At 66.1% G+C, this 13,392-nt stretch carries 11 protein-coding genes; 4 read left to right on the top strand and 7 right to left on the bottom strand.

What is annotated here, in order from left to right; genetic code table 11:
• Positions 1 to 101: 101 nt before the first annotated feature.
• The 3 genes from ileS to murJ form a co-directional block, all read right to left on the bottom strand.
• Positions 102 to 2,933 carry an isoleucine--tRNA ligase gene (gene ileS, locus DGN21_RS06020; RefSeq protein WP_126965678.1) on the bottom strand — a complete coding sequence of 944 codons (2,832 nt, stop codon included), beginning with the start codon at positions 2,931 to 2,933 and terminating at the stop codon, positions 102 to 104.
• A gap of 6 nt (positions 2,934 to 2,939) precedes the next feature.
• Positions 2,940 to 4,010 carry a bifunctional riboflavin kinase/FAD synthetase gene (locus DGN21_RS06015; RefSeq protein ID WP_104608706.1) on the bottom strand — a complete coding sequence of 357 codons (1,071 nt, stop codon included), beginning with the start codon at positions 4,008 to 4,010 and terminating at the stop codon, positions 2,940 to 2,942.
• A gap of 219 nt (positions 4,011 to 4,229) precedes the next feature.
• Positions 4,230 to 5,822, bottom strand: a complete 1,593-nt coding sequence (gene murJ, locus DGN21_RS06010; RefSeq protein WP_047126655.1) for a murein biosynthesis integral membrane protein MurJ — start codon at positions 5,820 to 5,822, stop codon at positions 4,230 to 4,232.
• 116 nt (positions 5,823 to 5,938) lie between these two features.
• Between murJ and rpsT the strand changes: the two genes are divergently transcribed.
• A complete protein-coding gene (gene rpsT / locus DGN21_RS06005) occupies positions 5,939 to 6,208 on the top strand; it encodes a 30S ribosomal protein S20 (protein ID WP_002807888.1) in 270 nt (89 codons plus the stop codon).
• A gap of 91 nt (positions 6,209 to 6,299) precedes the next feature.
• Here the strand turns inward: rpsT and obgE are convergent, their stop codons facing one another.
• The 3 genes from obgE to rplU form a co-directional block, all read right to left on the bottom strand.
• Positions 6,300 to 7,349, bottom strand: a complete 1,050-nt coding sequence (gene obgE, locus DGN21_RS06000) for a GTPase ObgE (RefSeq protein ID WP_104624164.1) — start codon at positions 7,347 to 7,349, stop codon at positions 6,300 to 6,302.
• A 232-nt stretch (positions 7,350 to 7,581) separates the two neighbouring features.
• Positions 7,582 to 7,842: a 50S ribosomal protein L27 gene (gene rpmA, locus DGN21_RS05995; RefSeq protein WP_003484326.1), complete on the bottom strand. Its 261-nt coding sequence runs from the start codon at positions 7,840 to 7,842 to the stop codon at positions 7,582 to 7,584.
• Positions 7,843 to 7,854: 12 nt separating this feature from the next.
• Entirely contained in the window at positions 7,855 to 8,175 is a 321-nt protein-coding gene (rplU, locus tag DGN21_RS05990) for a 50S ribosomal protein L21 (RefSeq protein WP_046342025.1), read from the bottom strand.
• A gap of 291 nt (positions 8,176 to 8,466) precedes the next feature.
• Between rplU and uvrA the strand changes: the two genes are divergently transcribed.
• Together uvrA and DGN21_RS05980 are read left to right on the top strand one after the other, a co-directional pair.
• A complete protein-coding gene (gene uvrA, locus DGN21_RS05985) occupies positions 8,467 to 11,433 on the top strand; it encodes an excinuclease ABC subunit UvrA (protein WP_160954598.1) in 2,967 nt (988 codons plus the stop codon).
• Complete coding sequence (locus tag DGN21_RS05980) at positions 11,433 to 11,840, top strand: thioesterase family protein (protein WP_024940078.1); 408 nt, start codon at positions 11,433 to 11,435, stop codon at positions 11,838 to 11,840. The genes uvrA and DGN21_RS05980 overlap by 1 nt, the downstream gene beginning before the upstream one ends.
• 262 nt (positions 11,841 to 12,102) lie before the next feature.
• Here DGN21_RS05980 and DGN21_RS05975 read toward each other — a convergent pair whose 3' ends face one another.
• Positions 12,103 to 12,540: a copper chaperone PCu(A)C gene (locus tag DGN21_RS05975; RefSeq protein WP_237474883.1), complete on the bottom strand. Its 438-nt coding sequence runs from the start codon at positions 12,538 to 12,540 to the stop codon at positions 12,103 to 12,105.
• Between the two features lie 53 nt (positions 12,541 to 12,593).
• Between DGN21_RS05975 and DGN21_RS05970 the strand changes: the two genes are divergently transcribed.
• Complete coding sequence (locus DGN21_RS05970) at positions 12,594 to 13,364, top strand: enoyl-CoA hydratase/isomerase family protein (protein ID WP_160954596.1); 771 nt, start codon at positions 12,594 to 12,596, stop codon at positions 13,362 to 13,364.
• The last annotated feature ends 28 nt before the right edge of the window (positions 13,365 to 13,392 follow it).

Genomic DNA, 13,392 nt, shown 5'->3' with positions numbered 1-13,392 from the left:
GCGCCTGCCCATGATGCCGCGACAGAGGCGCACGCCAGCCCGTACGGGGTCTCGATAACGCGTGGCAGGACCTGCCCGCCACGCGCATTCACGCAACCCCGTCAGAACCAGTGGCGTTGCTCGCCGGGGCCTTCGATATTGCTGACGCAGCGGCTGCACAGTTCCGGGTGACGCGGATCACTGCCCACGCTGGCCTGGTGGTGCCAGCAACGCACGCACTTGGCCTTGCTGGTCGGCTGCGCGCTGACGAAGATGTCGTCGGTGCTGGCCGCAGTCACGGTCACGTCGCCACTGATGAACAGGAAGCGCAGCTCCTCGGCCAGCGGCTGCCAGCGCGCGGCGGTCTGCGCATCGGCCGCCACGGTGATCTCCGCTTCCAGCGCCGCGCCGATCGCCCCATTGGCACGCATCGGCTCCAGCACCTTGGCCACCTGCTCGCGCAAGGCCAGCAGCCTGTCGACATCGGCACTGCTCAGCGCGGCATCGGCCGGCAACGGCGCCAGGCCGTCGTACCAGGTGGCGAACAACACGTTGTCGACCCGCTTGCCCGGCAGGTAGCCCCACAGTTCCTCGGCGGTGAAGCTCAGCACCGGCGCGATCCAGCGCACGAACGCCTCGGCCACGTGATACATCGCGCTCTGCGCCGAACGGCGGCCGCGTGCATCCTCGGCCATCGTGTACAGGCGGTCCTTGGTCACGTCCAGATACAGCGAGCCCAGGTCGACGCTGCAGAAATTCAGCAGCGCCTGCACGATTTCGGCAAAGTCGTAGCGCGCATACGCGGCAGCGATCTTTTCCTGCAGTTCGTGCGCGCGGTGCACGATCCAGCGGTCCAGCAGCACCATGTCGTCCAGCGCCACCAGGTGCTGCAGCGGATCGAAGCCATGCAGGTTGCCGAGCAGGAAGCGTGCGGTATTGCGCAGGCGGCGATACGCATCGGCGTTGCGCTTGAGGATCTCCTGCGACAGCGACATCTCGTTGCTGTAATCGGCCGAGGCGATCCACAGGCGCAGGATGTCCGCGCCCAGGGTCTTCATGATGTCCTGCGGCTCGATGCCGTTGCCCAGCGACTTGGACATCTTGCGCCCGTGCTCGTCCACGGTGAAGCCGTGGGTCAGGCACTGCTTGTATGGCGCCGCCTTGTCCATCGCCACGCCGGTCAGCAGCGAGGACTGGAACCAGCCACGGTGCTGGTCGGAGCCTTCCAGGTACAGGTCGGCCGGCTTGGGCAGGCCGCGGTCCACCAGCACCGCCTCGTGGGTCACGCCGGAGTCGAACCACACATCCAGGATGTCGGTGATCTTGTCGTAATCGGCGGCCTCATCGCCCAGCAGTTCGGCCGCATCCAGCGTGTACCACACGTCCACGCCGCCCAGTTCCACCCGGTCGGCGACCTGGCGCAGCAACTCGGTGCTGCGCGGATGCGGCTCGCCGGTTTCGCGATGCACGAACAAGGCGATCGGCACGCCCCAGGTGCGCTGGCGCGAGATGGTCCAGTCCGGACGTCCATCGACCATGCCGGCGATACGCGCCTGGCCCCAGGATGGATACCAGTGCACGTTGTCGATGGCCTTGAGCGCATCGGCTCGCAGGTTGGCCTGCTCCATCGAGATGAACCACTGCGGCGTGGCGCGGAACGCGATCGGCGTCTTGTGGCGCCAGCAATGCGGATAGCTGTGCTCCATCTTGCTGGCCGCCAGCAACACGCCGGTATCGCGCAGCGCCTCGATGATGATGTCGTTGGCTTTCCAGATGTGCAGCCCAGCCAGCACGGTGTCGCCCAGCGGCGGCGTCGACGGCAGGTACACGCCGCGCCCGTCCACCGGGTTGATCTGCGCCGCGCCGTAACGCTCGAGCAAGCCGTACTGCTTGGAGACCTGGTAGTCCTCCTGGCCATGGCCCGGTGCGGTATGCACCGCGCCGGTACCGTCCTCGGCCGACACGTGGTCGCCCAGCAGCAGCGGAATCTCGCGCTCGGCATAGAACGGGTGGTTCAGCAGCATCCGCTCCAGCGCCGCGCCCTTGGCATGGCCGTGCACCACCACCGTGTCCACGCCATAGCGCGACAGCGCCTTGCCGGCCAGGGCCTCGGCCACCACCAACCAGCGCGGCTGGCCGCGATCGGCCGGGCCTTCGACCAGCACGTAGTCCAGTTCCGCGCCTAGGCTCACCGCCAGCGACGCCGGCAGCGTCCACGGCGTGGTGGTCCAGATCGGCACCGCCACGCCCACGCCCGCCGGCAGGCTGGCGCCGAACGCGGCAGCGACAGCCGCCGGATCACGCGCCGGATAGGCGATGTCCACCGTCGGCGACACCTTGTCGGCGTATTCGATCTCGGCCTCGGCCAGTGCCGAGCCGCAGTCGAAGCACCAGTGCACCGGCTTCACGCCACGGGTCAGATGGCCGTTGTCGACCACCTTGGCCAGCGCGCGGATCTCGTTGGCTTCGAAGCGGAAATCCAGCGTCTTGTACGGGTTGTCCCAATCGCCGATCACGCCCAGGCGCTTGAAATCGCGGCGCTGCAGATCGATCTGCTCGGTGGCGTACTCGCGGCACTTCTGGCGGAACTCGGCGGCGTCGAGCTTGACGCCGACCTTGCCATACTTTTTCTCGATCGCGATCTCGATCGGCAGGCCGTGGCAATCCCAGCCCGGGATGTAGGGCGCATCGAAGCCAGCCAGATACTTCGACTTGACGATGATGTCCTTGAGGATCTTGTTGACCGCATGGCCCAGATGGATCTGGCCATTGGCATACGGCGGGCCGTCGTGCAGCACGAACAGCGGGCGCCCTGCCGCATTGGCGCGCAGTTGCGCGTACAGCCCCTCGCGCTCCCAGCGGTCCAGCATCGCCGGCTCGCGCTTGGGCAGGTCGCCACGCATCGGGAATTCCGTCGCGGGCAGATGGAGAGTGGCTTTGTAGTCTTGGGTCACAGGTCTCTACCGTTGCGCTGGATTTTTTAATAAGTCCGCACATGGATGTGCGGGCTCTTGCGAGGGACTCGCATCATAGGTCGGCTCTTGCGAGGGACTCGCATCATAGGCGGGCTGTTGCGAGGAACTCGCATGTGTTGCAGAAACTGCGTGCCTGTCCAACACCGCACGCGCCTGCTCGGCATCACGATGCATCTGCACCGTCAGCGCGTCCAGGCCGTCGAACTTCTCTTCGTCGCGCAGCTTGGCAACGAATTCGACCTCGATATGCCGGCCATACAGGTCGCCCTGGAAATCGAACAGATGCGCTTCCAGCAGCGGCTCCACACCGGCCACGGTCGGGCGCGTGCCAAAGCTCGAGACCGACGGCCACGGCCGCTCGGCCACGCCATGCACCCAGGTCGCGTAAATACCCGACAGCGCCGGCGTGCGCGGAAAGCGCAGATTGGCGGTGGGATAGCCGAGGGTGCGGCCAAGCTGTTTGCCGCGCACCACCCGCCCGCCGATGGCATACGGACGGCCAAGCAATTGCCCGGCGTGCGCGAACTCGCCCGCGCCCAGCAGCTCACGGATGCGCGTGGCCGAGATGCGCTCGCCGTGCAGGTGCACCGGCGCGATTTCGCCCGCTGCAAAGCCGTAGTGCGCACCAAGCGAGCGAAGCAGGCCGATATCGCCGCCACGCCGATGGCCGAAACGGAACTCCGGGCCGATCCAGACCTCTTTGGCGCACAGCCGGCCGACCAGGGCCAGGCGCACGAAGTCTTCGGCACTCATCGCCGACAGGCGACCGTCGAACCGGATCATGCCCACGCTGTCGGCACCGAAGCCGTGCAGCCCTTCGATCTTGGCGCGGGCCAGGGTCAGCCGCGGCGGCGGCGCGGCCGGGGCGAAAAACTCGCGCGGCAACGGCTCGAAGCTCACCGCCACCGCCGGCACCCCAAGCGCGCGCGCGCGCGCGACCGCATGCTGCACCAATGCCCGATGCCCCAGGTGCAGGCCATCGAAGGCGCCGATGCAGACCACGCTTCCGTGCGGGAACAGCGTCCCGCCCTCGACGTCTCTAAACAGCCTGCTCATTCCTCGATCCAAACAGATGCCGGCCTACCGGCCGACCCTCGTTGATGCATAACCCGCAAGTATAGCCGTGCCTGTCAATCCGCATGGGCGCGGCCCCGGGCCTGTGCCGCCGCGTCCCGGAAGCGGGCAGACGATTGCGCGCCTTCCCGGCCCAGGATTGGCCCCAGCCACCGTGCATGACGGCTGGCTCTGCACCCGCTCGGCCAGCTCGGCGGACGACTAGCCCTCGCGCAGATGCCGCGGCCGCAATCCCAGCGCCACTTGCGCCACCAGGTAGGTCGCCCCACCGCTGCCGACCAGCACCGCCAGCCAGCCGATGCGATCCCACTTATCCATCACAGTGAACGATGGCAGCCACCACAGCAGGCTCAACAGCACCGCCACCATCGCCGCGCATGCCAGCAGCAGGCGCAGCGCATAGCCAGCCCAGCCCGCCCGGCGCTGGTACACGCCGGACTTGCCCAACCAGTACCACAGCAAAGCCAGGTTGAGATAACTGGACAGCGCGCTGGCAATGCCCAGCGCCAGATGCAGACCCGGCTGCTTGCCCAGCGCCTGCATCACGCCCTGCGCCTTGAGCTCAGGCGGCACCATGACCTGGTAGACCACTGCCAGCAACGCGAAGTTGAACACCATGTTGGCGATCAACGCCGCCACGCCGGCACGCACCGGGGTGCGGGTGTCCTGACGGGCGTAGAAGGCCGGCAGCAGCACCTTGAGCATGGCGTACGCCGGCAGGCCAAAGCTCAGGCCGTAGACCGACATCGCGGTCATGCGCGTATCGAAGGCGGTGAACTGGCGGTACTGGAACAAGGTCGCCACCAGCGGCTCAGCCAGCAGCAGCAAGCCGAGCATCGCCGGCATCGCGATCAGCAGCGTGGTGCGGAACCCCCAGTCCAGCGCGCCGGAGAACGCGCTGCGGTCGGTCTTGACGTGATGGCGCGCCAGCGCCGGCAGGATCACCGTGCCCAGCGCCACCCCGAACACGCCCAGCGGCAGTTCCAGGAACCGGTCGGCCAGCGACAGCCACGACTGCGAGCCGTCGGCCAGCCGCGCGGCGATCACCGTGTCCAGCATCAGGTTGATCTGCGCGATCGACGAACCGAACAGGGTCGGAATCATCAGGGTCAGCACCTTGCGCACATCCGGGTGCGTCCAGCCCCAACGCGGCAGCGTCAGCAGGTCGATGCCCTTCAGGGCCGGCAGCTGAAACAGCAACTGCAGCGCCCCGGCCACCAGCACCGCCCAGCCCAGCGCCAGGATCGGCACGTCCAGCCGCGGCGCCAGCCACAGCGCGCCGGCGATCATGCACAGGTTGAGGATCACCGGCGTCAGCGCCGGAATCGCAAACCGCTGGAAGCTGTTGAGCGCCCCGCCCGCCAGCGCGGTCAACGAGACGAACAACAGAAACGGAAACGTCAGCCGCAACAAATCGACCAGCAGGCCGTATTTATCCGGATCGGTGGCCGCGCCATCGGAAAACACCGACGCCAGCTGCGGGGTGAAGATCAGCCCCAGCGCGGTGATCAGCAGCAACATGCCGCCGAGCGTGCCGGACACCCGCGACATCAGCTCGCGCAAGTCGGTATGCGGGCGGGTCTCCTTGACCTCGGTGAACACCGGCACGAAGGCGGTGGCGAACGAGCCCTCGGCAAACAGCCGACGAAGGAAATTGGGGATCCGGAACGCCACCCAGAACGCGTCGGTGACCGCATTGGCGCCGAAGGTGGTGGAGATCGCCTGGTCGCGGATCAGGCCCAACACCCGCGACACCATGGTCATACTGCTGAATGAGAGCAGGCCTCTCAACATGCCGGGCTTGCTCACGCTGCATCCCTCTTGACAACTGACTTGACGTACATAACTAAGCCCATCATACTTTCCCGCTTGCTTTTTCCACTACACCGATTTTTCAGGAACCCACCACCGTGGCCAATATCAAGTCCGCCAAGAAGCGCGCCAAGCAGACCGTCGTGCGCAATGAGCGCAACACGGGCCAGCGTTCGATGCTGCGCACCGCCGTCAAGAAGGTGATCAAGGCCCTTGACGCCAACGATGCTGCAGGCGCCGAAGCTGCTTTCGCCGTTGCCCAGCCCATCCTCGACCGTTTCAGCGCCCGTGGCCTGATTCACAAGAACAAGGCTGCGCGTCACAAGAGCCGCCTGACCGCTCGCATCAAGGCCATCAAGGCCGCGTAAGCGAGCCGTGCTGGCATCACCGCAGGCCTGGCTTGCGGTGGCATAGAAAAACCCGGCCTTGGCCGGGTTTTTTGTGTGCCTGCGCATGCGCTCAGCCGGCATTGCGTGCCTCGAGCTCGTCCTCGCGCTGACGGTCGAAGAACGCCATGATGTCCTTCATGATCGGGAAGGTGCCATCGCGGCCCAGCGCCGAGACCAGATACCACGGCGCGGCCCAGCCGAGTTCGGCCACGATCGTCTCGGCCGCAGCGCGCGCCTCGTCCTCGAACATCAGGTCGGCCTTGTTGAGCACCAGCCAGCGCGGCTTCTTCAGCAACTCCGGATCATGGCGCTCCAGCTCGCGTTCGATGGTGCGCACCTGATCCACCGGCGACGCCTCCACCCCACCATCCATCGGCGAAATGTCCACCAGATGCAGCAGCAGACGGGTGCGCTGCAGATGGCGCAGGAACTGCGTGCCCAGCCCGGCACCGTCGGCCGCGCCCTCGATCAGGCCCGGCACGTCGGCGATGACGAAGCTGCGGTATGCCTCGACACTGACCACGCCCAGATTCGGGTACAGGGTGGTGAACGGGTAATCGGCCACCTTCGGGGTTGCCGAGGACACCGCGCGGATCAGGGTGCTCTTGCCCGCATTGGGAAAGCCCAGCAAGCCGACGTCGGCCAGCAGCTTCAGCTCCAGCTTGAGCAACCGCTCCTCGCCCTCTTCACCGGTGGTGGACTGGCGCGGCGCGCGATTGACCGAGCTCTTGAAATGCATGTTGCCCAGGCCGCCCTTGCCGCCCTTGGCCACCAGCAGGCGATCGCCATGCTGGGTCAGGTCGCCGATGACTTCGTCGGTCTGCACGTTCATCACCACGGTGCCGACCGGCACCACGATGATGCGGTCTTCGCCGCCCTTGCCGTAGGCCTGGCGGCCCATGCCGTTCTCGCCGCGCTGCGCCTTGAAGGTGCGCTCATGCCGGAAGTCGACCAGCGTATTGACGTTCTCGTCGGCCACGATCCATACGCTGCCGCCGTTACCGCCGTCGCCACCATCGGGCCCACCGAGCGGGATGAACTTCTCGCGGCGAAAGCCGACACAGCCATTGCCGCCATTGCCGGCACTGACCAGGATTTCTGCTTCGTCGACTAACTTCATGAGATTTGGGATTCGTAATTTGGGATTGGTAACACCACCGCAGGACGCCGCTAGGCGGCCGCGGAAACAGCAGGAAGCAGCGGTACCGGGACTCTCGAAATCCGCCGTTGCGAATCCCCAATCCCGATTCTCCACTCCCGGCCGTCAAACGAAAAACCCCGCAAAAGCGGGGCTTTCCGTCTCGTCCGCCAGGCAGCGATGCCTGACGGACTGGCCTGCATGGAGCGGGCGATTACGCCTCGGCAACCACGCTGACGGTGCGACGCTTCTTCGGGCCCTTGGTGGAAAACTCCACCTTGCCGTCGACCAGCGCGAACAGGGTGTGGTCACGGCCGAGGCCGACGCCGGCGCCCGGATGGAACTGGGTGCCACGCTGACGCACGATGATGTTGCCGGCATCGATGGCCTGGCCACCGAAGATCTTCACACCCAGGTACTTCGGGTTGGAATCGCGACCGTTGCGCGAGGAACCTACGCCTTTTTTGTGTGCCATGACTGGTTCTCCTTACTTCTTATCGCCACCGGCGATGCCGGTGATCTCGATTTCGGTGTAGTGCTGACGGTGTCCCTGACGCTTCATGTGGTGCTTGCGGCGACGGAACTTGATGATGCGCACCTTGTCGGCGCGGCCATGGGCCACGACCTTGGCGGTGACCGAGGCGCCCTTCAGCGCATCGCCCAGCTTGATGCCATCGCTATCGCCCAGCATCAGGACGGTGTCGAACTTGATCTCGTTGCCAGCTTCGACATCGAGCTTTTCCACGCGGAGCGTTTCGCCCTGCGCGACGCGGTATTGCTTACCGCCGGTTACCAGAACTGCGTACATGACCAGGTTTTCCTCTGTAGTTATTATGGTCGCACTGACGTGCCCTAGGGCAGACAGGAGCGGGATTGTACGGGCTGGCGGGGTTTGGGGTCAACCTGCCGGCCAGCCGGCCATGGCCCCGCCCGATCCACCCGTGCAACGCATCATCCGGCCGCCACAGGCGCCCGGTCAGACTGGCATTTGGGGCAATTGCCCTCACCTAGGTCGGCGGGTAGGCTGATCGACTGCCACTCATTCCTGCTGAGCACGCTCGCACCACCGCCGGTTCGCCGGCCCGACATCGGATCCCCCATGGCGATGGATTTCATCCGCATCCGCGGCGCGCGGACGCACAACCTCAAGAACATCGACCTCGACCTGCCTCGCGACAAACTGATCGTGATCACCGGCCTGTCCGGCTCGGGCAAGTCGTCGTTGGCGTTCGACACCATCTATGCAGAAGGCCAGCGCCGCTACGTCGAGTCGCTGTCGGCGTATGCGCGCCAGTTCCTCAGCGTGATGGAAAAGCCGGACCTGGACCACATCGAAGGCCTGTCCCCGGCGATTTCGATCGAACAGAAATCGACCTCGCACAACCCGCGTTCCACGGTCGGCACGATCACCGAGATCTACGACTACCTGCGCCTGCTGTACGCGCGCGTCGGTCAGCCGCGCTGCCCGGACCACGGCTTCCCGCTGGAGGCGCAGACCGTCAGCCAGATGGTCGACCACATGCTCACGCAGGACCAGGAGCAGCGTTACATGCTGCTGGCGCCGGTGATCCGCGAGCGCAAGGGCGAGCATGCGCAGGTGTTCGAGCAGCTGCGCGCGCAGGGCTTTGTGCGCGTGCGCGTGGATGGCGAGCTATACGAGATCGACGCGGTGCCGCCGCTGGCGCTGCGCCAGAAGCACACCATCGAGGCGGTGATCGACCGCTTCCGTCCGCGCGAAGACATCAAGCAACGGCTGGCGGAAAGTTTCGAGACTGCGCTCAAGCTCGGCGAAGGCATGGTCGCAGTGCAGTCGCTGGACGACCCGGCCGCGGCCCCGCACCTGTTCTCGTCCAAGTACAGCTGCCCGGTCTGCGATTACTCGCTGCCGGAGCTGGAGCCGCGGCTGTTTTCGTTCAACGCACCGGTGGGCGCCTGCCCCAGCTGCGATGGCCTGGGCGTGGCCGAGTTCTTCGACCCGGATCGCGTCGTGGTGCATCCGGAGCTATCGCTGTCGGCCGGCGCGGTGCGCGGCTGGGATCGCCGCAATGCCTATTATTTCCAGCTGATCGCCTCGTTGGCCAAGCACTACAAGTTCGACGTGGACGCGGTGTGGAACACGCTGCCAGCCAAAGTGCGCCAGGCGGTGCTGTTCGGCAGCGGCGATGAGGCGATCAGTTTCACTTACTTCACCGATGCGGGCGGGCGCACCACGCGCAAGCACCGCTTCGAAGGCATCCTGCCGAACCTGGAACGCCGCTACCGCGAAACCGAATCGCCGGCCGTGCGCGAGGAGCTGACCAAGTACGTCAGCCAGCAGCCCTGCCCGGCCTGTAACGGCACGCGCCTGAACCGTGCCGCGCGCAACGTGTTCGTCGCCGACCGCCCGCTGCCCGAACTGGTGGTGCTGCCGGTCAACGAGGCGCTGAGCTTTTTCCGCGGCTTGTCGCTGCCGGGCTGGCGTGGCGAGATCGCCAGCAAGATCGTCAAGGAGATCGGCGAACGGCTGGGCTTCCTGGTCGACGTGGGCCTGGATTACCTGACCCTGGAACGCAAGGCCGATACCTTGTCCGGTGGCGAGGCGCAGCGTATCCGGCTGGCCAGCCAGATCGGCGCAGGCCTGGTCGGGGTGATGTATGTGCTGGACGAGCCGTCGATCGGCCTGCATCAGCGCGACAACGAACGCCTGCTCGGCACGCTGACGCGGCTGCGCGACCTGGGCAATACCGTGATCGTCGTCGAGCATGACGAGGACGCGATCCGCCTGGCCGATTACGTGCTGGACATCGGCCCCGGCGCCGGCGTGCACGGTGGCGAAATCTGCGCGCAGGGCACGCTGCAGGACATCCTGGATGCACCCGGCTCGCTGACCGGCCAGTACCTGTCGGGCAAGCGCCGCATCGAGATTCCCAAGCAGCGCCACAAGCCCAACCCGAAGATGATGCTGCATCTGCGCGGGGCGACGGGCAACAACCTGAAGAATGTCGACCTGGATATTCCGGCCGGCCTGTTGACCTGCATCACCGGCGTGTCCGGCTCGGGCAAGTCCACGCTGATCAACGACACCTTGTTCTCGCTGGCGGCCAACGAGATCAACGGCGCCTCGCATCCGGTGGCCGCGCATCGCGAGGTGGAGAATCTGGATCTGTTCGACAAGGTCGTGGATATCGACCAGTCGCCGATCGGGCGCACCCCGCGTTCCAATCCAGCCACCTACACCGGCATGTTCACCCCGTTGCGCGAGCTGTTCGCACAGGTGCCGGAAGCGCGTGCGCGCGGCTATTCGCCGGGCCGTTTCAGCTTCAACGTGCGCGGCGGCCGCTGCGAGGCCTGCCAGGGAGATGGCCTGATCAAGGTGGAGATGCACTTCCTGCCCGACGTCTACGTGCCCTGCGATGTCTGCCACGGCAAGCGCTACAACCGCGAGACGCTGGAGATCCGCTACAAGGGCTTCAACATCAGCGACGTGCTGCAGATGACCGTCGAGGACGCACTGCGGCTGTTCGAGCCAGTGCCGTCGATCGCACGCAAGCTGGAAACGCTGGTGGATGTGGGCCTGAGTTACATCAAGCTGGGCCAGAGCGCGACCACGCTGTCCGGCGGTGAGGCGCAGCGCGTCAAGTTGTCCAAGGAGCTGTCGCGTCGCGATACCGGACGTACCCTGTACATCCTCGACGAGCCGACCACCGGCCTGCACTTCCACGACATCGAAGCGCTGCTCGGCGTGCTGCACAAGCTGCGCGACGAGGGCAACACGGTGGTGGTGATCGAACACAATCTGGACGTGATCAAGACCGCCGACTGGATCGTGGATCTGGGCCCGGAAGGTGGCCATCGCGGCGGCAGCATCCTGGTCTCCGGCACGCCGGAAGATGTGGCCGCGCACAAGGCGTCCTACACCGGGCAGTTCCTGGCCAAGATGCTGCCATCGGTGAAGGCGCGCGAGACCCGGCCGGCGGCGATGGCCAACAAGCCCGATGCGCGCCCGCCACGCAAGATCAAACCGGAGAAGGTGGCGAAAGTCGCCAAGTCCGCCACCAAGAAAACCGCAAAGAAGAAGGCAAGCTGATGAGCGAAGAGCACAAGGTGTTGGCACGCATCCCGATCAGCGTGCGCTGGCGCGACATGGACAGCATGGGCCATGTCAACAACGCCAAGTACATTTCGTACCTGGAGGAAGCGCGCGTGCGCTGGATGCTGGGCGTTGAAGGCGTGGCGATGACCGACCGCATCGCGCCGGTGGTCGCGGCCACCAACGTCAACTACAAGCGCCCGCTGATATGGCCGAACGACATCCTGGTGGAACTGTTCGTCGAGCGCCTGGGCAGCAGCAGCATCACCATCGGCCACCGCATCCTCGACCAGAAGGACGAGGGCGTGCTGTATTCCGATGGCAACGTGGTGGTGGTGTGGATCGACACGCAGACCGGCAAGAGCGCATCGCTGCCGGACGCGGTACGCGCCGCCAGCAGCTGAGATTTGCCAGTTGCGCGCTGGATCTCCAGCGCCATAAGACGACGGCGGCTCTTCCGGGAGCCGCCGTTGTTGTTTGCAGCGATCCTGTCATGCCGCTGCGCGATACCACCGACAGGCCACGTGATCGAGACCGGACTGACACAGTGAAGTGGCGGCTACCTGCCACCACGCATCGCGTTTGATCGGCAACATCGCGTAGTGGGCTCTGCAAGAACTGCAACCTGCACGGCTGCAGCCTCGCTCAGCCACGCACTGCGCGCGTTTACGAACCCGGCGCGCGCTTGCGCGCCTGCAGCGTGGTATTGACCTCGCGGCCATCCTGCAAGGTAAAGGTCACCGGCACCTGCGCGCCTTCCTGCAGCGGCGCACGCGCTTCCATCAGCATCAAATGCAGGCCGCCCGGTGCAAGCGGCACCGACTTGCCGGCCGGCAATGCCAGCTCCGGCACCGCGCGCATGCGGCTGACGCCGTTGGTTTGCGTGGTCTCGTGGATGGACACATCGGCAAACGCACTGCTCTTGGCCTCGGTGACCTTCGACGGCTGCGCACAGCCATTGTGGAACTGCCCGAAGCCCGCTGCCATGCCCATGCCACCGGGTGGCGGAATGCGGATCCAGCCGCCCTTGAACTCGGGCAGGCACTGCGCGCCAGCGCCTGCACTTGCCAGCATCACCCATGCACCGAGCACGCGTGCGTACATGCGCTGCCTGCTTCGACTGCCGTCTATCATGACCCAACCTCCAGGAGCCCCGAATGAGCATCCAGATCTTAGACCATGGCCGTCTACGCGAAATCCGTCTGGCGCGCCCGCCGGTCAATGCACTGGACAGCGCGCTGTGCCAGGCCCTGAGCGTTGCGGTGCAGCAGGCCGGCGAGGAGACCGATGGCATCGTGCTGTCGGGCAGCGAGCGGATCTTTTCCGGTGGCATGGACGTGCCGCACCTGCTGGCGCATGGCACCGACCGCGCCGCATTGCTGGCCAGCTGGACGGCCTTCTTCGAGGCCGCGCAGGCGCTGGCCAACAGCCGCGTGCCGGTGGTCGCGGCCATCGGCGGGCATGCGCCGGCCGGCGGCTGCGTGCTGGCACTGTGCTGCGACTACCGGGTGATGGCGCGCAGCGCCGATACCGCCAAACCGTATGCGATCGGCTTGAATGAAGTGCAGGTGGGCATGGCCGCGCCGGAAGGCATCCAGCGCCTGCTGCGCCGCGTGGTCGGGGCGCACCGCGCCGAGCGCCTGCTGATCTCCGGGCAGCTGCTGCCGGCCGAGCAGGCAGTCACGATCGGCCTGGTCGACGAACTGGTCGATGGCGAATTGGTCACCGCGCGCGCGGTGGCCTGGCTGCAGGACCTGCAGCAGCTGCCGCGCCAGCCGATGCTGGCCACGCGCGCGATTGCCCGCGCCGATCTGCGCGCGGCACTGGCGCCGGAGCTGATCCAGCTGGAGCGCTTCATCGACGGCTGGTACGCGCCGGATGCGCAGGCCGCCCTGCACGGCCTAGTGGCGCGGCTGCAGAAGGCCTGACGCCGCTCCCGCACGGCGCGCAGGGGGC

This window comes from Xanthomonas sp. MLO165 (assembly GCF_018831305.1).
Taxonomy (GTDB): Bacteria; Pseudomonadota; Gammaproteobacteria; order Xanthomonadales; family Xanthomonadaceae; genus Xanthomonas; species Xanthomonas arboricola.
The sequence above is the reverse complement of the archived record's forward strand: the minus strand, read 5'-3'. Positions and strand labels throughout refer to the sequence as shown.